Origin of the sequence: Rahnella perminowiae, from assembly GCF_019049755.1 — a bacterium.
In the GTDB taxonomy this organism is placed as follows: Bacteria; Pseudomonadota; Gammaproteobacteria; order Enterobacterales; family Enterobacteriaceae; genus Rahnella; species Rahnella perminowiae.
On the sequence record NZ_JAFMOS010000569.1, the window covers coordinates 1 to 21,036 of the forward strand.

18 protein-coding genes are annotated in these 21,036 nt (G+C 52.8%); 16 read left to right on the forward strand and 2 right to left on the reverse strand.

Going from position 1 to position 21,036, the window contains the following annotated elements; all coding sequences use genetic code 11:
- The first annotated feature begins 106 nt into the window (after positions 1–106).
- The 11 genes from proV (at position 107) to emrB (ending at position 12,244) form a co-directional block, all read left to right on the forward strand.
- Positions 107–1,303 carry a glycine betaine/L-proline ABC transporter ATP-binding protein ProV gene (gene proV / locus J1785_RS15330; protein WP_129954878.1) on the forward strand — a complete coding sequence of 399 codons (1,197 nt, stop codon included), beginning with the start codon at positions 107–109 and terminating at the stop codon, positions 1,301–1,303.
- A complete protein-coding gene (gene proW / locus J1785_RS15335) occupies positions 1,300–2,499 on the forward strand; it encodes a glycine betaine/L-proline ABC transporter permease ProW (protein WP_217219763.1) in 1,200 nt (399 codons plus the stop codon). Before proV ends, proW begins: the two co-directional genes overlap by 4 nt.
- Before the next feature lie 162 nt (positions 2,500–2,661).
- Positions 2,662–3,660 carry a glycine betaine/L-proline ABC transporter substrate-binding protein ProX gene (proX, locus tag J1785_RS15340; protein WP_217219764.1) on the forward strand — a complete coding sequence of 333 codons (999 nt, stop codon included), beginning with the start codon at positions 2,662–2,664 and terminating at the stop codon, positions 3,658–3,660.
- Positions 3,661–3,684: 24 nt separating this feature from the next.
- Positions 3,685–4,680, forward strand: coding sequence for a glycine betaine/L-proline ABC transporter substrate-binding protein ProX (gene proX, locus J1785_RS15345; protein ID WP_129955003.1), 996 nt, complete (start codon positions 3,685–3,687; stop codon positions 4,678–4,680).
- Positions 4,681–4,866: 186 nt separating this feature from the next.
- Complete coding sequence (locus tag J1785_RS15350) at positions 4,867–6,051, forward strand: MFS transporter (protein ID WP_129954875.1); 1,185 nt, start codon at positions 4,867–4,869, stop codon at positions 6,049–6,051.
- Positions 6,052–6,225: 174 nt separating this feature from the next.
- On the forward strand, positions 6,226–6,987 hold the full coding sequence (locus tag J1785_RS15355; RefSeq protein ID WP_129954874.1) for an AzlC family ABC transporter permease: 762 nt from the start codon (positions 6,226–6,228) through the stop codon (positions 6,985–6,987).
- Positions 6,977–7,315, forward strand: coding sequence for an L-valine transporter subunit YgaH (gene ygaH / locus J1785_RS15360; protein ID WP_129954873.1), 339 nt, complete (start codon positions 6,977–6,979; stop codon positions 7,313–7,315). The genes J1785_RS15355 and ygaH overlap by 11 nt, the downstream gene beginning before the upstream one ends.
- 175 nt (positions 7,316–7,490) lie before the next feature.
- Entirely contained in the window at positions 7,491–8,012 is a 522-nt protein-coding gene (gene mprA, locus J1785_RS15365; RefSeq protein ID WP_101079342.1) for a transcriptional repressor MprA, read from the forward strand.
- A gap of 23 nt (positions 8,013–8,035) precedes the next feature.
- Complete coding sequence (locus J1785_RS15370; RefSeq protein ID WP_217219766.1) at positions 8,036–9,490, forward strand: efflux transporter outer membrane subunit; 1,455 nt, start codon at positions 8,036–8,038, stop codon at positions 9,488–9,490.
- A 25-nt stretch (positions 9,491–9,515) separates the two neighbouring features.
- Positions 9,516–10,691, forward strand: a complete 1,176-nt coding sequence (gene emrA, locus J1785_RS15375) for a multidrug efflux MFS transporter periplasmic adaptor subunit EmrA (RefSeq protein ID WP_217219768.1) — start codon at positions 9,516–9,518, stop codon at positions 10,689–10,691.
- 17 nt (positions 10,692–10,708) lie between these two features.
- The gene (gene emrB, locus J1785_RS15380; RefSeq protein ID WP_129954870.1) at positions 10,709–12,244 is read left to right on the forward strand and encodes a multidrug efflux MFS transporter permease subunit EmrB; all 1,536 of its coding nucleotides are present in this window, start codon (positions 10,709–10,711) and stop codon (positions 12,242–12,244) included.
- Between the two features lie 76 nt (positions 12,245–12,320).
- On the opposite strand, the gene J1785_RS15385 is transcribed toward emrB, so the two are convergent.
- Positions 12,321–13,427: a tRNA/rRNA methyltransferase gene (locus tag J1785_RS15385; RefSeq protein WP_129954869.1), complete on the reverse strand. Its 1,107-nt coding sequence runs from the start codon at positions 13,425–13,427 to the stop codon at positions 12,321–12,323.
- A 244-nt stretch (positions 13,428–13,671) separates the two neighbouring features.
- On the opposite strand from J1785_RS15385, the gene trxC reads away from it, so the two are divergent.
- The 5 genes from trxC to J1785_RS15410 all read left to right on the forward strand — a co-directional run bounded on the left by trxC (position 13,672) and on the right by J1785_RS15410 (position 19,524).
- Positions 13,672–14,091, forward strand: a complete 420-nt coding sequence (gene trxC, locus J1785_RS15390) for a thioredoxin TrxC (protein ID WP_013574074.1) — start codon at positions 13,672–13,674, stop codon at positions 14,089–14,091.
- Positions 14,092–14,218: 127 nt separating this feature from the next.
- A complete protein-coding gene (locus J1785_RS15395) occupies positions 14,219–14,923 on the forward strand; it encodes a tRNA-uridine aminocarboxypropyltransferase (protein ID WP_129954868.1) in 705 nt (234 codons plus the stop codon).
- Positions 14,924–14,954: 31 nt separating this feature from the next.
- Complete coding sequence (locus J1785_RS15400; protein ID WP_217219770.1) at positions 14,955–17,675, forward strand: bifunctional acetate--CoA ligase family protein/GNAT family N-acetyltransferase; 2,721 nt, start codon at positions 14,955–14,957, stop codon at positions 17,673–17,675.
- Positions 17,676–17,762: 87 nt separating this feature from the next.
- Positions 17,763–19,115 (forward strand): CDP-diacylglycerol--serine O-phosphatidyltransferase, encoded by a 1,353-nt coding sequence (gene pssA, locus J1785_RS15405; protein WP_370278362.1) that lies wholly within the window; start codon positions 17,763–17,765, stop codon positions 19,113–19,115.
- 61 nt (positions 19,116–19,176) lie between these two features.
- Complete coding sequence (locus tag J1785_RS15410) at positions 19,177–19,524, forward strand: YfiM family lipoprotein (protein WP_217219772.1); 348 nt, start codon at positions 19,177–19,179, stop codon at positions 19,522–19,524.
- Between the two features lie 29 nt (positions 19,525–19,553).
- Here the strand turns inward: J1785_RS15410 and J1785_RS15415 are convergent, their stop codons facing one another.
- Entirely contained in the window at positions 19,554–20,849 is a 1,296-nt protein-coding gene (locus J1785_RS15415) for an MFS family transporter (protein WP_217219774.1), read from the reverse strand.
- Between the last annotated feature and the right edge of the window lie 187 nt (positions 20,850–21,036).

Genomic DNA, 21,036 nt, shown 5'->3' on the forward strand with positions numbered 1-21,036 from the left:
GTATAACGCGTTCACTATTTCGTTACAGGCAAAATCCTATACGGTCCAACACAAAAACTAGACATCGAGCCGATACGGCTATTTATATCCAAGGAATGCACATTGCATGGCAATTAAAATCGAAGTAAAGAATCTTTATAAGGTATTTGGTGAAAATCCGGATCGCGCTTTCAAGATGATTGACGCAGGTAAGGGTAAAGAAGAAATTTTTGAGAAAACCGGTCTTTCACTTGGCGTTAAGAATGCCAGTCTGGCCATTGAAGAAGGCGAGATTTTCGTCATCATGGGGTTATCCGGTTCAGGTAAATCCACCATGGTACGCCTTCTCAATCGTCTGATAGAGCCCACCCGCGGCGAAGTCCTGATCGACGGCGAAGATATCGCCAAAATCTCAGAAGCAAAATTACGCCAGGTACGTCGCAGTAAAATCAGTATGGTGTTTCAGTCCTTTGCGCTGATGCCACACCTGACCGTGTTGAATAACACTGCGTTTGGTATGGAACTGGCCGGCGTGCCGGTGGAAGAGCGCAACGCCAAAGCGATTGACGCATTGCGTCAGGTCGGGCTGGAAAACTATGCCAATTCTTATCCGGATGAATTGTCAGGCGGGATGCGTCAGCGTGTCGGTTTAGCCCGGGCGATGGCCAACAACCCTGACATTTTGCTGATGGATGAAGCTTTCTCCGCACTCGATCCGTTAATTCGTACTGAAATGCAGGATGAGCTGGTGAAGCTTCAGGCTCAGCATCAGCGCACCATCGTGTTCATTTCTCATGATCTGGACGAAGCCATGCGTATCGGTGACCGTATCGCTATTATGCAGGGCGGCGAAGTGGTGCAGGTCGGCACGCCGGAAGACATTCTTAATAATCCGGCCAATGACTACGTTCGCACGTTCTTCCGTGGTGTCGATATCAGTCAGGTCTTCAGCGCCAAAGACATTGCCCGTCGTCGTGGCGCGCTTATTCGTAAAACCCCCGGTTTTGGTCCGCGTGCCGCGCTCAAGTTGCTCGAAGATGAAGACCGCGAATATGGTTATGTGCTTGAACGTGGTCAGAAATTTATCGGCGTGGTGTCGATTGAATCCCTGAAAACTGCGTTGAAAGCCAATCAGTCGCTGGAAAGTGCCCTGCTGGAATCGCCGGCAGCCGTACAGGCGGATATGCCGCTCAGTGAACTGATCTCTCACGTTGCCGCTGCGCCTTGCGCCGTGCCGGTTATCAATGAGGACAATAACTATATCGGCATTATTTCCAAAGCCATGCTACTTCAGGCTCTGGACAAAGAAGGGGGTAACGAATGAGCACTTCAATCCTAAATAACACCATTACACAACACGCTCAGGCCGCTCAGGCACAGGCTCTTGATCCTTCCGTGGATCCGTGGAGTGCTGATAACGCCAGTGGCGGTGTCGCACCGCACGCTGACGCCGCAACCTCTGCCGCACCGGCCGATGCGGGCAGCAGTGATCCGTGGGGCGGCGGCAGCGATGCCGCGACCAGCACACCGGACGCCACACATCACGCCGCGGCCCAGACCAACGACTGGCTGAGCGTCGCGCCGGAACATCATCAGCATTTTAATGTTCTCGATCCGTTTCACAGCACGCTGATCCCGCTCGACCGCTGGGTCACGGAAGGGATCGACTGGCTGGTGGGCAACTTCCGTCCGGTATTCCAGGGGATCCGTGTTCCGGTCGATTTCGTCCTGAGTGGTTTCCAGCACGGTCTGGAATCCCTCCCCGCGCCGATTGCGATCCTGGTCTTCGCCTTGCTTGCCTGGCAAATGGCCGGTTTCGGCATGGGTGCCGCCACGCTGGTTTCGCTGGTGCTTATTGGCGCAATCGGTGCCTGGTCACAGGCCATGGTGACACTGGCGCTGGTTCTGACGTCTCTGTTTTTCTGTATTTTGATAGGGCTACCCCTCGGTATCTGGCTGGCACGCAGTCAGAAGGCGGCCAAAATTATACGGCCGTTGCTTGATGCCATGCAGACCACACCGGCGTTCGTGTATCTGGTGCCGATCGTTATGCTGTTTGGTATCGGGAACGTGCCAGGCGTCGTGGTGACAATCATCTTCGCCCTGCCACCGGTGGTGCGTCTGACCATTCTGGGTATTAATCAGGTTCCGGAAGATCTGATTGAAGCAGCCAAATCCTTTGGTTCAAGCCCGCGACAGATGCTGTTTAAAGTTCAGCTACCGCTGGCTATGCCGACCATTATGGCCGGGATTAACCAGACGCTGATGCTGGCGCTGTCGATGGTGGTTATCGCCTCCATGATCGCCGTAGGCGGGCTTGGCCAGATGGTACTGCGTGGTATCGGACGTCTGGATATGGGTCTGGCATCAGTGGGTGGCGCGGGTATCGTTATTCTCGCCATTATTCTCGACCGTCTTACCCAGTCGATGGGTCGCGACAGCCGCAGCAAAGGCGGTCACCGCTGGTTCACCCGTGGCCCTGTCGGTCTGGTGATGAAGCCTTTCACCAGGAAAGCCTGATTCACATCCTGCATTTTTCCCGGCGGTCCGCTGCCGGGAACACTCAACAGCTAAAACAACGCAGTCCACTCTTAGGTATTCATAAACAATCCTCAAAAACATTCGGGCAGCCAACGCAGAGGCAACCTGAATGATAAAGAGGAAAAGAAATAAGGGTTCACCATGCGCACAACGCCTATTTGGGCACTAGCCCTGAGCATACTCGTCACATCCTCAACAACGTTCGCTGCCGATTTACCGGGTAAAGGCGTGGTCGTCAAACCGTTGCAAAGCACCATTGCAGAAGAAACTTTCCAGACCGAACTGGTTAACCGCGCGCTGGAAAAACTGGGCTACGACGTTCAGCAAACCGGCGAAGTGGATTACAACGTCGCGTATACCGCCATCGCCAGCGGCGATTCCACCTACATGGCGGTGAACTGGGAGCCGCTGCAAAAAGACATGTATAACGCAGCCGGTGGCGACCAGAAGTTCTACCGTCAGGGCACTTATATCAGCGGCGCAGCACAAGGCTATCTGATCGACAAAAAAACCGCCGACAAGTACCACATCCACGATTTGTCGCAGTTGAAAGACCCGAAAATCGCCAGACTGTTTGACGAAGACGGTGACGGCAAAGCTGATATGGCGGGCTGTAATCCGGGCTGGGTCTGCGGCCAGGTAATCAATACCCAAATCAAAGCTTACGGACTGAGCAATACCGTGACGCAAAACGAGGGCAATTATTCGGCCATTATTGCCGACACCCTTACCCGGTTTAAATCCGGTAAGCCGGTTCTGTACTTCACCTGGACGCCTTACTGGGTCAGCAACGAGATGAAACCGGGCAAAGACGTGGTCTGGCTGACCGTGCCGTTCTCGGCAAATCCGGGTTCGCAGAAAGATCTCGATACCACGCTGCCGAACGGTAAGAACTACGGCTTCCCGGTCAACAACGAACACATCGTGGCGAACAAAGCCTGGGCTGAGAAAAACCCGGCAGCAGCGAAACTGTTCGCCATCATGAAATTGCCGCTGGCCGACGTTAATGCACAGAACCTGCGGATGCATGAAGGGGAATCGTCTTCAGATGATATCCGGCAGCACGTTGATGGCTGGATCAAAGCGCATCAGGCGACCTTCGATGGCTGGATCAAAGAAGCTGCCGCCGCAGCAAAATAACACATGATAAAAACTGAGGTAATGATGAAAAAGACAGGACTCTGGGCCGTTGCCGCCCTCACCACATTTGCAACAGCAACCCCATTCGCTGCCGAACTGCCGGGTAAAGGTGTCACCGTGACGCCAATTCAGAGCACCATCAGCGAAGAGACATTTCAGACTGAGCTGGTGAATAAAGCGCTGGAAAAACTGGGCTACGATGTACAGCCAATCCGCGAAGTCGATTATAACGTCGGCTACACCACCATTGCGGCCGGAGATGCGACATTCACCGCCGTCAACTGGTCACCGCTGCACGATGAAATGTACAAAGCCGCCGGGGGCGATAAGGTATTTTACCGCGAAGGGACTTATGTGACCGGCGCGGCGCAGGGCTGGTTAATCGATAAGAAAACTGCTGAGAAATATCACATCACCAATATTGAGCAGTTGAAAGACCCGAAACTGGCTAAGTTGTTTGATACCAACGGCGACGGTAAAGCCGATCTGACCGGTTGTACACCGGGTTGGGGTTGTGAAGCGGCACTGAATGAACAGCTGAAAGCCTACGGCCTGGAAGATACCGTGACCCACAATCAGGGTAACTATTCTGCAATGATCGCCGACACCATCACGCGTTACAAAGAAGGTAAACCGATCTTCTATTACACCTGGACGCCATACTGGGTCAGCAATGTGCTGGTTCCTGGCAAAGACGTGTTGTGGATGCAGGTACCGTTCTCTGTCGTACCGGGTGATAAAAATGCCGATACCACACTGCCAAACGGTAAGAACTATGGTTTCCCGGTGAGCACCATGCACATCGTGGCGAACAAAGCCTGGGCTGAGAAAAACCCGGCGGCGGCGAAACTGTTTGCCATCATGAAACTGCCGCTGAAAGACATCAATGCGCAGAATGCTGCCATGCATGCCGGTAAAAATTCAGAAGCCGATATCGACGCACAAACCGACGGCTGGATCAAAGCCCACCAGGAGCAGTTCGACGGCTGGGTAAAAGAAGCGGCTGCTGCAGCGAAATAACGCTACATCAGATTCAGTCAGGCCAGCGGGCGGGGAGAAATCTCCGCCCGTTTTTTGTGAAGAAAATGTCCATTACAAAACCAAATAGTTGCCATGAAAACTATTCATTGGTTTAATATTTCAACCAAAACGATAATTACCTTTCGCTTTCCTCTGCTCCTTCAATAAGATACGTTTATTCATATTATGAAAAAAACTACAGCACATTCTCCACTCAGCCCGGCGCTGATTATTCTGATGGCAGTGGCCACCGGGCTTGCCGTCGCCAGTAACTATTATCCACAACCGCTGCTGGAAACCATCGCCCGGGCGTTCAGCCTGTCGGTGAATCAGGCCGGATTTATCGTCACGGTGGCGCAGCTCGGTTACGCCTGTGGCCTGATGTTTATCGTGCCGCTCGGCGATATGTTTGAACGCCGCAGTCTGATTGTGCTGATGACGTTACTTTCTGCTGCAGGTCTTCTGATTACTGCGATGGCGCCCACGCTGACCATCATGCTGATCGGGACGGCGCTCACCGGATTGTTCTCGGTAGTGGCACAAATTCTGGTGCCGCTGGCTGCCACGCTGGCAGAACCGGAGCGTCGCGGTAAAGTCGTCGGACTGATTATGTCTGGCCTGTTACTGGGGATCCTGCTGGCACGTACCGTCGCGGGTGCGCTGGCATCACTGGGAGGCTGGCGGACGGTGTACTGGGTCGCCAGTGCGTTGATGGTCGTGATGGCGCTGGTGTTGTGGCGTAAATTGCCAAAGCACCAGCAGAAAACCGATCTCAATTACCCGCAGTTACTGAAATCTATTTTCACACTCTTCATCCGTACGCCAGTTTTACGCACCCGTGCGCTGATAGGCATGTTCTGTTTCGCCAACTTCAGCATTCTCTGGACCTCGATGGCATTCCTGCTCGCGGGCCCGGCGTATCACTATTCCGAAGGGGTTATCGGCCTGTTTGGTCTGGTGGGTGCGGCGGGTGCGCTGGCAGCCACCCGCGCAGGGAATCTGGCGGATAAAGGCAAAGCCCATCTGACCACCACGGCGGGTCTGATCCTGCTGTTGCTATCCTGGGCAGCGATTGCATATGGGCAATATTCGGTGATCTCACTGATTATCGGTATCATCGTTTTGGACCTTTCGGTTCAGGGCGTCCACATCACCAATCAAAGCGTTATCTATAAAACGATGCCGGAAGCGCGTAACCGCCTGACAGCGGGTTACATGACGACATACTTTATCGGGGGTGCGGTGGGGTCACTGGTGTCTGCTTCGGCTTATCAGGCGGCGGGTTGGTACGGGGTCTCAGCAGCGGGTACTGTCATGTGCGTGCTGAATTTACTGGTCTGGTGGAAAGGACATCAATACACCCTGGCCTGATAACGTACGAAACTACATCAGGAGGGAACCATCACTCCTCCTGATTAGCTTGCGAATAGTCATTAAAGAAATTTATTTGAACCAAAGGGTGTCAACAATACTTACAGTCTGGTAATGTTTACGCCATGAATTATTTGCCGGCAACCATCCGGTTTCACAATGTTTTAAACACCCATGCAAACCAATCCAGATCTCGAAGCACCCGACCCCGTTCGTGTTTCCACTTTCGCACAAGGTATTACCGATAGCCTCCCTATCGTGATGGGTTATCTGCCCATCGCTTTTGCATTCGGTCTCAGCGCCGTCAAACTGGGTTTCACCCCTTCTGAAAGTCTGCTGTTTTCCATTCTTATCTACGCTGGCGCCAGCCAGTTTGTGATCACCGCGTTGCTCAGTGCAGGCATGTCGTTATGGGTTTCCGCCCTGACAGTGATGGCGATGGATGTGCGGCATGTGCTGTATGGTCCTTCACTGCGCAATCGTATTGTGGGAAAACTCTCTGGCAAAAAAACCGCGCTTTGGGCATTCGGCCTGACGGACGAAGTCTTTGCTGCCGCAACGGCCAAACTGATCCGCAATAAACGTAGCTGGAGCGAAAACTGGATGTGCGGCATTGCGCTGTCATCATGGCTTTCATGGGTTTTTGGCACCGCAGTGGGTGCGCTGTTTGGTAATGGTCCGCTGGAAGATTTCCCCGCCATCGAAGCCGCACTCGGATTTATGTTACCGGCGCTGTTCCTGAGTTTCCTGCTCGCGGCCTTTAAGCGCCAGCAGAGTGGAGTGTTTGTCGCCTCACTGACCGGTGCGCTGGGCGGGTTGCTGTTCTGGTCGATTCCCGCCGCCATCGCCTGCGGCCTGGGTGCGGGGTGCCTCGCCGCCTTGCTGCAACGCCCCGTTCCCCCTTCTGCCACGGAGATCACCTCAGATGAGCACTGATGTCATTTTGGTTTGTCTGCTCGTCGGCACCGTCAATTACCTGTTCCGGTATCTGCCTCTGCGCCTGGGTTCGCGGCAGAAGTCAGCACTGAAAAGTGGCCCGTTATCCCGCGTACTCGACAGCATTGGTATCGCATCAATTTGTGCGCTGCTGGTGGTTTCAGGCACCCCAGAAATTCTGCGCGATCAGCAAAAGCTGCTGCCGTCACTGGCCGGTTTTGCTCTGCTGGCACTGATTTTCTGGCGAACCAAAAGCATTGTTATTGCCACCCTGACCGGCGCCGTGGCGTACGGTCTGGTGTTCAAGCTGATGCTGATGGCAGGCTGAAGACCATTTTTATCAGGGGGATAATCAACGGGCGAAGTCCGCCTGTTACAGTCAATATCGAATAATTCACCGGAGTTATGAATAACACTAATTGCTAAAGAATAGGTGATTCATAACATTGATATTATTAATTACCGTCGTTACTATGTCATTCGTAACTAATGAGGCTTCTCATATGGACAGTTCGTTCACGCCAATTGAAAACATGTTAAATTTCCGGGCTAAAAAGCAAAAAGATTTCCCCTATCAGGAAATTTTGCTGACCCGCCTGTGTATGCACATGCAAAGTAAATTGCTTGAAAACCGTAATAAGATGCTGAAAGCGCAAGGCATTAATGAAACGCTGTTTATGGCGTTGCTCACCCTTGATGCACAGGAAAGTCACAGTATTCAGCCTTCGGAGCTCAGCTCTGCGCTGGGTTCATCACGTACCAACGCCACCCGGATTGCGGATGAGCTGGAAAAGCGCGGATGGATCGAACGCCGTGAAAGCGATAACGACCGCCGGTGTCTGCATTTGCACCTGACAGCTGACGGTGAAGCCTTTATTCAAAAGTTACTGCCGCCTCAACATAAGAGCCTGCATTTTCTCTGGTCGACATTAGACGCAGATGAACAGAAGCAGTTAGAAACCCTGACGCGCAAACTGTTAACTCGCCTTGATCAGATGGATGCGACAGCACTACAACAATTCTAGATTTCTGTTCAGGTAAACTACACATGTCACTCCAAGCTCGCTGGAGGCTTACGCCGCTGTTTGCCGTTTTTATTTTGGCCGGCTGCGCTTCCGGTAATAATATTGCTCCTCAGTCGTCGCTGCTCGATACGCAACAGCTTCATCTGCAGCAGGCAAAAGTCAGTTCCCTGACCATCGGTCCCCAGTGGTGGCGCAGTCTTAATGATCCGCAACTCGATAATCTGATGACCACGACGTTGCAGAACTCGCCATCATTACGTCAGGCAGCCGCACGGGTGCGCGAAGCGCAAAGTGTGATGGGCGAAGCCGATGCCGCCAATGGCCCTTATCTGGATTTGAACGGTTCAACGCGTCGTGAACGTGTCGCAAAAAACACGATCCCGCCGTTTCTGACCAGCTATCCCGAAGCGCCAATTTACGACAGCAGCAACAGCCTCGGGCTGAATCTGAGCTATGAGTTTGACTGGTGGGGTAAATACCGCAATCAGGTGAATGCCGCGAAAGCACAGGTGGATTCTGCCCGTGCAGAACAGGCTGAAGCCGCCCTGACGCTGGCCAGTTCGGTGGCGTCAGCTTATTATCAGTTGCAGGCAAACCTTGCCTTGCAGGATATTCTGCAACACGAAGTGGATAATAATCAGCACCTTGCCGATTTGCGCAAAGCGCAATATCAGGCAGGCGTCTACGGCGTTGAAATTCCGCAACAAACTCAGGCTCAGGCCGACAGCGCCAAACAGCAGATCATCAATCTGAAATCGCAAACTGAACAGCTGAGACATCAGCTTTCTGCGCTGGCCGGACGTGGTCCGGACGCGATGGACGGTTTGCATGCCGTTGCGTTGCCATCACCCGACACGCTGGCACCCAAAGGTGAACTGACCCTGGATTTACTCGGCAAACGCCCTGACATCGCCGCACAGCGTGATCTGGTGGAGTCCTATTCCCAGAGCGTCAGTGCCGCGAAAAAAGAGTTTTATCCAAGCCTTTCTATCAGTGCCTTCGGGGGTCTGACGACCACCAACTTCGGCGGCACCAGCCCGAATCTTTTTGAAGCAGCCAGCAAAGCCTGGAATATCACACCGGCGATTTCGCTGCCGATTTTCCACGCCGGTGCGTTGCGCTCCAAACTGGGCGAAGAGTCCGCGTTATATGACCAGTCCGTTGAGTCGTATAACCAGACCATCCTGAACGCCATCCAGCAAACTGCGGATGCCATTACTGTCTCGAAAAGCAGCGTTGAACAATTGCAGCAGGCTTCTTCTGCCGCTAAATCGCTGGAAGAGGTGTATCGCGTTTCAGATGCAAGGTACAACGCTGGCGTCATCGGACGGGATGAGCTGTTAACCAGCCAGTCAGCACTCCTGCAACAACAGCAGGCACAACTTACCGCCAGCAGTCAGTTGATGCAGGCAAAAATCAGTCTCGTCCGTGCGCTTGGGGGAGGTTATCAGGCCCCGGCAGCGGATCCAAAATCATAATAAAAGACTCAGTGTGGAGAAGACCATGAGCGCAAATGCCGATACTCAGGCAACGCCGCAAGCTCCGAAAAATAAGAAGAAAACGCGCAAAGTCGCGATGCTCTTGTTAACCGGGATTTTCATTATTATTGCCATCGCCTACCTGTTTTACTGGCTGCTGGTATTACGTCATTTCCAGTCTACCGACGATGCTTATGTGGCCGGTAACCAGGTGCAGATTATGGCGCAGGTGTCGGGCAGCGTAACCGATGTCAATTTCGACAGCACCGACTTTGTAAAAAAAGGTGACGTGCTGGTGACCATCGATCCTACCGATGCTGAGCAGGCGTTCGAACGCGCTAAAACGGCGCTGGCGAACAGCGTGCGGCAGACGCATCAGCTGATCATCAACGGTAAGCAATACCAGGCCAATATCGCGCTGCGTCAGACGCAACTGCAACAGGCGCAGACAGACCTTAAGCGCCGCATTGTGCTGGGAAATGTCGATGCGATTGGCCGTGAAGAACTGCAACACGCACGTGATGCCGTCGATACCGCAAAAGCGCAATACGATGTCGCTGTTCAGCAATACAACGCCAATCAGGCGATGATTCTGGATACCCCGGTCGATAAGCAGCCACAAGTTCTGCAGGCCGCCGCTCAGGTCCGTGACGCATGGCTTGCCCTGCAACGTACTAAAGTGCGCAGCCCTGTTGACGGTTTCGTCTCGCGCCGTGCTGTTCAAATCGGCCAGCAGATCAGCCCGACAACGTCCCTGATGGCTGTGGTGCCCGCGCATCACATCTGGGTCGATGCCAACTTTAAAGAAACCCAGCTGGCGAACATGCGTATTGGTCAGGTGGCCACCGTGGTCAGCGATATGTACGGCGATGACGTGAAATATCACGGTAAAGTGGTCGGCATGGACATGGGCACCGGCGGTGCGTTCTCGCTGTTACCGGCGCAGAATGCCACCGGCAACTGGATCAAAGTGGTTCAGCGTCTGCCGGTACGTATCGAACTCAACGATCAGGAAGTGGCTGAACACCCGCTGCGTATCGGGTTATCCACGCTGGTGACGGTTGATACTCAGAACCGTGATGGCCTGGTGCTGGCCAATAAAGTGCGTAGTGAACCGCTGTACCAGACTTCAGCGCTGACGCCGGATCTGACACCGGTTAATGCCATCATTGCTGACGTTATTCATGCTAATGCAGGCTAAAACATCCGGAGGCCTCTGTGGCAAATAAACCGCTGGTAGGCGCCCCGCTGGCCTGGATGACGGTGGCTTTGTCTATGGCCACCTTTATGCAGGTGCTGGACTCTACCATCGCCAACGTGGCGATCCCGACCATTGCCGGGAATCTGGGTGCCTCGAACTCACAGGGTACCTGGGTTATCACCTCGTTCGGGGTGGCAAATGCCATCTCGATCCCGATCACCGGCTGGCTGGCAAAACGCATCGGTGAGGTCAAACTGTTCCTGTGGTCCACCGTGCTGTTTGCCCTCGCCTCCTGGTTGTGCGGGATGTCCAACAGCCTGGAAATGCTGATTTTCTTCCGTGTGGTACAGGGCGTGGTAGCAGGTCCGCTGATCCCGCTTTCACAAAGTCTGTTACTGAATAACTATCCGCCGGCCAAGCGAAGTACCGCACTCGCGCTCTGGTCGATGACGGTGATTGTCGCCCCGATTTGCGGGCCGATCCTCGGCGGGTATATCAGTGACAACTACCACTGGGGCTGGATCTTCTTCATCAACGTGCCGATCGGTCTGGCCGTGGTGTTCCTGACGCTCAGAACGCTGAAGGGGCGCGAGACCGCCACGCAGATCCGTCCGATCGACAGTGTGGGGTTAGTACTGCTGGTGCTGGGTATCGGGGCTTTACAGGTGATGCTCGACCGGGGTAAAGAACTCGACTGGTTTAACTCGACGGAAATTATCGTGCTGGCGGTCGTGGCCGTGGTCGCGCTGTGCTTCCTTGTCGTCTGGGAGCTGACCGATGACCATCCGATCGTTGATTTGTCCCTGTTTAAATCACGAAACTTCACCATCGGTGTGTTGTGTATCAGTCTGGCTTATATGCTCTACTTCGGTGCCATTGTATTGCTGCCGCAGCTATTGCAGGAGGTCTACGGATATACCGCCACCTGGGCCGGTCTGGCGTCCGCGCCGGTCGGTATTTTGCCAGTACTGATGTCGCCGATCATCGGGCGTTTTGCGCACCGTCTGGACATGCGAAAGCTGGTGACTTTCAGCTTTATCATGTATGCCTATTGCTTCTTCTGGCGCGCCTATACGTTCGAACCGGGGATGGATTTTGGCGCTTCCGCCTGGCCACAGTTTATTCAGGGCTTCGCGGTGGGTTGCTTCTTTATGCCGCTGACCACCATTATTCTGTCGGGATTACCGCCGGAACGTATGGCGGCGGCATCGAGTCTGTCAAACTTTATCCGTACGCTGGCGGGGTCGATTGGTACTTCAATCACCACCACCTTGTGGTCGAACCGTGAATCGCTGCATCACGCGCAGTTAACGGAAAATATCACACCGTTTAATCCGACAGCGACGCAGACCTACCAGCAGCTCGAAGGCCTCGGCATGAGCCAACAGCAAGCTTCAGGATGGATAGCACGGGAGATCACGAATCAGGGATTAATCATCTCTGCCAATGAGATTTTCTGGTTATCCGGTGGCGCATTCCTGGTGTTGCTGATTTTAATCTGGTTCGCCCGTCCGCCGTTCACCAGTGGCGGGGGCGCGGGTGGCGCGCACTGATTCAGATAAACCCTGAGTATCAGAAAATAAAACGGACGCCTTAAGCGTCCGTTTTTTTATGGCTAAAACCAGATTATTACGCCTGGTTCTGGCGCCACCATTCTGCCAGTAAAATACCGGATGCGACGGAAACGTTGAGGCTTTCCACTTTACCCGTACCACCGATAGAGACACTCAGGTCGCCCTGCTGCCATGCACTGTCAGACAAACCATCACTTTCTTCACCCAATACCAGCACCATTTTGGCCGGTAATTGTGCTTTGCCCAACGCCGTACCTTTATGGCTGGAGGTGGTGACGATGGTGTATCCCGCTTTACGGAAGGTTTCCAGAACATCAAGGAAGTTATCCGCGTTAATGGCTTTAACGTGTTCCGCGCCACCTTCTGCCGTACGCACTGCCGCACCGGATTCCAGTTGAGCCGGATCCTGAACCATCATCCCGTTGATACCAAAATGCGCACAAGAACGCATGATACCGCCGAGGTTGTGCGGGTTGCCGACGTTTTCCAGCGCCAGTACACAGTCTTTTGCCGGCGCAGTTTGCAGATAAGTTTCCGCATCCAGACCCTGTCGTTTTTTAATCAGGAAACATACGCCGCCGTGGTGTTCGGTGCCGGAGGCTTTCGCCAGTTCGTCATCTTCAACCACATGATAGGCTTTGCGGTTAGCGGCCATCCAGCGCAGCGCTTCACGAAAACGCGGAGTGACGGATTGCACAAACCACGCCCGCACAATCGCGTCCGGACGGCTGGCAAACAGGGCCTGACAGGCGTTTTCGCCATACACGCGGGTCTCTTCCTGACGCTGACGACGCAGCTGCTCAGGATCGATAAAACTTTTACCGCTGATACCGCCGTGATCCGGTACGGCATCATCTGCCGGTGGACGTGAGACCGTTTTCCACGGCGAAGAGTACGGGCCGTCGTCGTCACGGGCCGGACGACGCGGGCGATCGTCCCCACCACGGCGCGGTGCCGGGCCGCGGGAATCACCACGGGAATCGCTGCTGCGACGCTCATTGCGGCGGGCATCGTCTGGACGGGAACCCTGGCGAGGTTTATCGCCCGGACGTCCTTTATTGTTGGAAGGACGTTTATCGTTATTGCGGTTATCGCCGTCGTCGTCACTACGGACGTACATCACTTTGACTTTGCCGTTCTTGCCACTGAATGAATCGTTCATTTTTCTCTCCACCTACGCGCAGGGCGCGAAGATTACCTGATGTCTGTGAGCTTAGCCACAGGCTTTGGACCAAAAGCTAAAAACTATCGTAATCATTGAATAAACCACGTTGTTTACATGACGTAGCAACCTCATACTTACAACATACAAGTAACATATCAGCCGTGTTGTTTACCGCTTTTAAGGATAAAACCGGGGTTGTGGTTGATACCATTCTCACGTTAAGCAATGTAGAGGCTATTTTATGAATACGGTTTGTTCATCTTGTCAGGCCACCAACCGCCTGCCTGAGGATCGTATCGACGACGGCGCAAAATGTGGCCGATGCGGCCATGCACTTTTTGAAGGCGATGTCATACACGCGACTGCCGCCACGCTGGACAAATACCTGCAGGATGATCTGCCGGTTGTCGTCGATTTCTGGGCACCATGGTGTGGCCCTTGTGTTAATTTTGCGCCGATTTTTGAAGATGTGGCGCAGGAGCGCGCCGGTAAAATCCGCTTCATCAAAGTGAATACCGAGGCAGAACCTGAACTGAGCGCGCGATTCCGCATCCGCAGTATTCCGACCATTATGGTGTTTAATGAAGGCAAAATGGTCGATATGTTGAGCGGGGCGATGCCTAAAGCGCCGTTCAATAACTGGCTTAATGAATCATTGTAACGCATAAGCGGTTATAAAGCCCTTGAAGGCCCGTCACTGTGCGGGCCTTTTTCTGTTTATAACAGATGTCCCTTGCCTGCCAGCATCGGGGGATTAGAATAACCGTTTTTCAAAAACCGGAATGCCTATGTCAGACAACGCCGTCCTTCGCCTGCGTGAGCAGCGTCTAGCCCGCTCCACCCGCCCTTTTCTTGCACGCGGTTCACGGGCGATACGCTGTCAGCACTGTCTGTTGCCCAAACGCAACTGCATCTGTGCTACGCGCGAAATTCATCAGGCCGCCAGCCGTTTTTGTCTGGTGATGTTTGACACGGAGCCGATGAAACCGAGCAATACGGGTCGCTTAATCGCGGATGTACTGCCCGATACGCAGGCGTTTTTGTGGTCACGCACGCAAACTGATCCGGCTCTGCTGGAAGCCATTGCCGATCCGCAGCGGCAGGCTTATGTGGTTTTTCCGGCCTCTTTCGCCGCACCGCCACGTCAGGTGTTTACCGACGTTCCGGCAGGCAGCAAACCGCCTTTATTCATTATGCTCGACGGTACCTGGAACGAAGCGCGTAAGATGTTCCGCAAAAGTCCTTATCTGGATAATCTTCCCGTTTTCTCTCTCGATGTGAGTGCCAGCTCTGGCTATATCCTGCGTGAAGCCTCACGTCCGGAATTGCATTGCACCGTAGAGGTCGCCGCCGCATTGTTGGAAAAAGCCGGGGATCTCAATGCCTCAGCGGGCCTCTCGCGCCACTTTACCCATTTCCGCACCCAGTATCTGGCCGGAAAACCCCATCATCCGGTGCATCAGCTCACAGCAAAGAACGAAGAAAGCCTCTAGAATCAGTTAAGGATAATTGTTCGGAGTACTCATGAGTCAGCGCGGACTGGAAGCACTACTACGACCTGAATCTATTGCGGTCATCGGTGCCAGCAATAAAGCGGGGCGGGCCGGATATCTGATGATGCGCAATCTGCTCGACAGCGGATTCAACGGCCCGGTCTTACCAGTCACTCCGGCTTATCGCGCGGTGTGTGGTGTGCTGACCTGGCAGGACGTCGCCAGCTTGCCGATGTCGCCGGATCTCGCCATTCTTTGCACACACGCAGACCGCAATCTTACGTTACTTGAACAACTCGGCGAACGTGGCTGTAAAACCGTCATTGTGCTTTCCTCACAGCCACAACAATTCGCTGAACTTAAAACCTGCGCCCAGCGCTTTTCGATGCGTTTGCTCGGTCCCAACAGCCTTGGTATTCTCGCGCCGTGGCAAAAGCTAAATGCCAGTTTTTCGCCGGTGCCCATTATTCCCGGCAAACTGGCATTTATTTCGCAGTCGGCGGCAGTTGCCAATACCATTCTGGACTGGGCGCAACAGCGTGCCGTGGGCTTTTCCTATTTCGTATCGCTGGGCGACAGCCTGGATATCGATGTCGATGATCTGCTTGATTTCCTCGCCCGTGACAATAAAACCAGCGCCATTCTGCTGTATCTCGAACACATCAGTGATGCACGACGTTTTCTTTCCGCCTCACGCAGCGCCTCACGTAATAAACCGATTCTGGTGATCAAAAGTGGCCGCAGCGGACAGGCGCAGCAATTACTTAATAGCCCGCTAAGCCTTGATGCCGCTTACGACGCGGCGATTCAGCGCGCCGGTTTACTGCGTGTGCAGGATACCCATGAGCTATTTTCCGCTGTTGAAACGCTGAGCCATATGCGGCCGTTACGTGGCGAGCGGTTGCTGATCGTCAGTAACGGTGCCGCGCCCGCTGCGATGGCGTTGGATCAGTTGCTTTCACGCAATGGTAAACTGGCGCAACTGAGTGAGGAAACCTGTCGAACAGTGCGTGCCATTTTGCCTGAGAATATCACTGTTTCGAATCCGCTGGATTTGCACGATGACGCCACACCGCAGTTGTATCAGGCGGTGATGACCGCTCTGCTCGGCAGCACCGATTACGATGCAATACTGGTGATCCACGCCCCCAGCGCTGCCGCACATGGCACGGTGACCGCCAGCCACGTCATCGACGCTGTGCATACGCATGCCCGGGGTAAATACATCACACTGCTGACCAACTGGTGCGGTGAGTTTTCCTCGCAGGAAGCCCGTAAGCTGTTCACAGAAGCAGGGATCCCGACTTACCGGACCCCGGAAGGGACAGTGACGGCGTTTATGCATATGGTGGAATACCGCAGGAACCAGAAGCAACTCAAAGAAACGCCGGCACTTCCGGCCGACCTTGGGCAGAACACCGGTCAGGCGCATCAGGTGATCGCCCGCACGCTGGCGGAAGGTACGACACAGCTGGATACGCATGAGGTACGCGCCATTTTGCAGGCATACGGCATGAATGTGCTGCCGACATGGATTGCCAGCGACAGCGCAGAAGCGGTGAATATCGCCAGCCAGGTGGGTTATCCGGTGGCGCTGAAATTGCGCTCCCCGGATATCCCGCATAATTCTGAAGTACAGGGCGTAATGTTGTATCTGCGTACCGCCAGCGAAGTTGCACAGGCTGCCAATGCTATTTTTGACCGTGCCAGACAGGCGTTTCCGCAGGCAAAGATCCTGGGGCTGCTGGTGCAAACCATGGCCAACCGGCCGGGCTCACAGGAACTGCGCGTGGTTGTCGAACAGGATCCGGTATTCGGCCCGCTGATCATGTTGGCAGAAGGCGGTACTGACTGGCGACCGGAAAGACAGGCGGCGATTTCTCTCCCTCCGCTGAACATGACGCTGGCGCGTTATCAGGTGGTTCAGGCACTCAAAAGTGGCAAAATTCGTGGCCGTAATGCCCTGCATCCTTTTGATATTCCGGCGCTGAGCCAGTTACTGGTGAACGTGTCGAACCTGATCATCGACTGCCCGGAGATCGAAAGGCTGGATATTCATCCTCTGCTGATTTCCGGCAGTGAACTCAGCCTGCTCGATGTGTCCATGCAGCTTTGTGTACAGGGAGCAGACACCCGATCGCGACTGGCGATTCGCCCTTATCCGCGTGAACTGGAAGAGCACGTTATACTTAAAGATGGTTCACCGGCGCTGTTCCGCCCCATCCTTCCGGAAGATGAGCCGCTGCTAAAAGCGTTTATCCTGAAGGTCACTAAAGAAGACCTGTACTACCGCTACTTCAGTGAGATTAATGAGTTCACGCATGAAGACTTAGCGAACATGACACAGATTGACTATGACCGTGAAATGGCATTCGTCGCCATTCATAGTGTGGATAATGAAAACGAAATTATTGGCGTTACCCGGGCGGTGTCTGATCCTGATAATATTGATGCCGAATTCTCGGTGCTGGTACGGTCGGATCTGAAAGGACTCGGGCTCGGAAGACGGTTGCTTGATAAAATGATCCATTACGCGGCAGAGCACGGCCTGCAACGCCTCACAGGCATTACGATGCCCAATAACCGCGGCATGATCACGCTGGCCAGGAAACTCGGATTCGACGTTGATATTCAGATCCAGGACGGCATTGTGAACCTCTCACTGACGCTGGAAAAGGCCCGGATTTCGCAGCAGAAAACCGTGAACCTGCGCCGCGAACAGGCAAAAGATGCGCACATGAGACAGGACTAATGGTATTATCGACCGATTGTGCGGTCACCACTGTCTGCTTGTGCCGCTAAAGCCATTACATAAAGAGAGAAGAAGCGCACTGTGATGTTGTCAAAATTGAAACGTAATAAACATCAACAACACCTTGCTCAACTGCCCAAACTCCCCCAAACGGTTGATGCTGTAAAAACGCTCTACTGCCCTGCAGATTTCCGTAAGACGCTGCTCGAAGCGATTGCCAACGCCACCCAACGGATTTATCTGGTCGCGCTCTATTTAGAGAATGATGACGGCGGTCGTGATGTGCTTTCGGCGTTGTATGCCGCCAAGCAGCGACGTCCTGACCTGGAGATTTGTGTGCTGGTTGACTGGCACCGCGCTCAGCGTGGCCGCATTGGCGCGGCAGCCTCAAACACTAATGCTGACTGGTATTGTCGCATGGCAAAAGAGCATCCTGAGCTTTCCGTGCCGGTGTATGGCGTTCCGGTTAATACCCGTGAAGCGTTAGGTGTTTTGCATCTGAAGGGCTTTATTATTGACGATCAGGTGATCTACAGCGGTGCAAGCCTCAATGATGTTTACCTGCATCGCCATGAAAAATACCGCTACGATCGCTACCAGTTGCTGACTAACGCTCCGCTGGCCAATACCATGATCGACTTTATGAAGAAATCGATCCTGACTGCGGCTGCCGTACAGCGTCTTGATCGTGAAGATCGTCCTAAAAGCATTGAGATCAAAAACGAAACGCGTCAGTTCCGTCAGAACCTGCGCGCCAGCGGTTATCATTTCAAAGACAGTGCAGGAAATGATGAACTGGCAGTGACGCCTATCGTGGGTCTGGGCAAACAAAATGAACTAAACCGGACCATCCATCATCTGATGTCCAGTGCGGAACATAAGCTGACGCTGTGTACGCCTTATTTCAATATGCCTGCGATGCTGGCGAGAAATATCATTCATCTGCTGCGCCGGGGTAAGCAGGTGGAAATTATCGTGGGTGATAAAACCGCCAACGATTTTTATATCCCGCAGGATCAGCCATTCAAAATCATCGGTGCCTTACCCTATTTGTATGAAATTAACCTGCGTCGCTTCCTGAGCCGCTTACAACGTTTCGTTGACAGCGGGCAGCTGATTGTTCGCCTGTGGAAAGATGGCGATAACAGTTACCATCTTAAGGGAATGTGGGTTGATGATCGCTGGCAGTTGATCACGGGCAATAACCTGAATCCACGCGCATGGCGTCTGGATTTGGAAAATGCCATTCTGATCCATGATCCGCATAAGGAGCTGGCATCCGCGCGACACAAAGAGCTGGAAGAAATACGCCAGCACACGCAGGTTGTTTCGCATTATATGGAACTGGAAAGTATTCCTAATTATCCGGTGAAAGTCCGTAAACTTATCCGCCGTCTGCGCAGGATACGTATCGACAGATTAATCAGCCGGATTCTGTAATTGCCTATACTAAAAGCCTGATCATTCTGATCGGGCTTTTTTATATCAGGAAATCCACTTTATGATACAAAAATTATCGTGGGCCCTCAGGCTTCCCGTCATTATTCTGATATCCGCATGTAGCGGATGTACGCATTACGCAAATGACGCATGGACTGGCAAAGATAAGGCAGAGCACTTTGTAGGTTCCGCTGTATTAGCAGCAACGGGGGCAGCATACGGTGATCATCAGGGATGGAATGAAGCACGCAGCCGTTCATTTGGATTACTGTTTTCCGTCGGACTTGGCGCGACCAAAGAAGTTTATGACAGCCGCGCGGGTGGCAGCGGCTGGAGCTGGAAAGATTTTAGCTGGGATATTGCAGGCGCAGCCACTGGCTACAGCGCTTATCATCTGACTCATTATTAAAGTGCATCCGTGCACCCTCTCAGCGCGGACTAAAGCTGTATTTCCTTTCCCTTACGATGTAATTTCATCGACACAATAAATGCAACGAAACACATTACGCAGACATACCAGAAAAACACTTCTTCAATATTCCATGATTTAAAGGTCAGCGCGACATATTCTGCCGAACCGCCAAACACAGCATTAGCAACCGCATAAGATAATCCCACACCTAATGCCCTGACTTCAGGTGGAAACATTTCTGCTTTTAATAATCCGCTGATGGATGTGTAAAAACTGACAATCAGCAGTGCCAAAACAATAAGCCCGAAGGCAATATAAGGACTGGTAACGGTTTGTAGAATATACAAAATCGGTAGGGTTAAAACAGTCGCCAGACCGCTAAATATCAGCATAGAACTGCGCCGACCTATTTTATCTGACAGCCCGCCAATAATAGGTTGCAGGCACATGAAGACAAAAAGAGCGATAGTCATTAAGGCGCTCGCTGTTTTGGTTTCCATACCGGCCGTATTCACCAGGTATTTTTGCATATAAGTCGTGAAGGTATAGAAAGTCAGGGAACCTGCCGCAGTAAATCCTAATACCATGAGGAATGCTTTTTTATGCTTCCATAATCCCGAGAGTTTACCGGCATCTTTATGCTCACGAGTTTGTTTATCTGATGTTTCATTCAATGAACGACGCAGAAACAGCGCCACAACAGCAAGTATCGCGCCCAATGCAAAGGGGATGCGCCATGCCCAGGATTTCAGCTCATCATTTGAGAATATCTGCTGCAATATAACCAGTACCAGAAGTGCCAGTAATTGCCCTCCGATAAGGGTCACATATTGGAATGAAGCATAAAAACCGCGACGGCCTTTAATCGCCACTTCACTCATATAAGTGGCGCTGGTTCCATATTCACCACCAACGGAAAGCCCCTGGAACAGGCGGGCGACCAGCAATAATATCGGTGCCCAGCCGCCTATAGTTGCGTAAGTTGGCAAACAGGCAATCACCAGCGAACCACAGCACATCATACAGACTGAGATCATCATAGAGTTTTTACGCCCATGTTTATCGGCAATGTAGCCAAATAACCATCCACCAATCGGACGCATAAAGAATCCGGCGGCAAACACACCTGCAGTTTGTAATAACTGAGTTGTGCTGTTTCCGCTCGGGAAAAATGAAGAAGCGAAGTAGAGCGAACAAAAGGAATAGACGTAAAAATCGAACCATTCGACCAGATTTCCCGAAGAAGCCCCCACAATAGCGAAAATACGTTTCTTCTTATCCTGCTGATCGTGATTCCCAGACTGAGATCCCAGAGTATCCATTGTATTAATATCCCCAATAGTTCCTGTTAAAAACGAGGTTATGGCTATTTTTTATCGATAGGAAATATTGAGTTAAGCAACGAATCGGCGAATTGGGGAGATGAATTTGAATATTACCTGGAGTTGCGGTGCCTTTTGTGAAGTGAAGCGCAGTAAAAGGTGATTGTAATCACCACCTGATAGCAAT

Coding starts and splice junctions, on each gene's coding strand:
- ygaH (WP_129954873.1), top strand. CDS start 6,977: ATGAGCACTGATGTCATTTTGGTTTGTCTGCTCGTCGGCACCGTCAAT.
- trxC (WP_013574074.1), top strand. CDS start 13,672: ATGAATACGGTTTGTTCATCTTGTCAGGCCACCAACCGCCTGCCTGAG.
- J1785_RS15410 (WP_217219772.1), top strand. CDS start 19,177: ATGATACAAAAATTATCGTGGGCCCTCAGGCTTCCCGTCATTATTCTG.
- J1785_RS15350 (WP_129954875.1), top strand. CDS start 4,867: ATGAAAAAAACTACAGCACATTCTCCACTCAGCCCGGCGCTGATTATT.
- J1785_RS15400 (WP_217219770.1), top strand. CDS start 14,955: ATGAGTCAGCGCGGACTGGAAGCACTACTACGACCTGAATCTATTGCG.
- J1785_RS15355 (WP_129954874.1), top strand. CDS start 6,226: ATGCAAACCAATCCAGATCTCGAAGCACCCGACCCCGTTCGTGTTTCC.
- proX (WP_217219764.1), top strand. CDS start 2,662: ATGCGCACAACGCCTATTTGGGCACTAGCCCTGAGCATACTCGTCACA.
- J1785_RS15385 (WP_129954869.1), bottom strand. CDS start 13,427: ATGAACGATTCATTCAGTGGCAAGAACGGCAAAGTCAAAGTGATGTAC.
- J1785_RS15370 (WP_217219766.1), top strand. CDS start 8,036: ATGTCACTCCAAGCTCGCTGGAGGCTTACGCCGCTGTTTGCCGTTTTT.
- J1785_RS15395 (WP_129954868.1), top strand. CDS start 14,219: ATGTCAGACAACGCCGTCCTTCGCCTGCGTGAGCAGCGTCTAGCCCGC.
- proV (WP_129954878.1), top strand. CDS start 107: ATGGCAATTAAAATCGAAGTAAAGAATCTTTATAAGGTATTTGGTGAA.
- emrA (WP_217219768.1), top strand. CDS start 9,516: ATGAGCGCAAATGCCGATACTCAGGCAACGCCGCAAGCTCCGAAAAAT.
- mprA (WP_101079342.1), top strand. CDS start 7,491: ATGGACAGTTCGTTCACGCCAATTGAAAACATGTTAAATTTCCGGGCT.
- J1785_RS15415 (WP_217219774.1), bottom strand. CDS start 20,849: ATGGATACTCTGGGATCTCAGTCTGGGAATCACGATCAGCAGGATAAG.
- proX (WP_129955003.1), top strand. CDS start 3,685: ATGAAAAAGACAGGACTCTGGGCCGTTGCCGCCCTCACCACATTTGCA.
- proW (WP_217219763.1), top strand. CDS start 1,300: ATGAGCACTTCAATCCTAAATAACACCATTACACAACACGCTCAGGCC.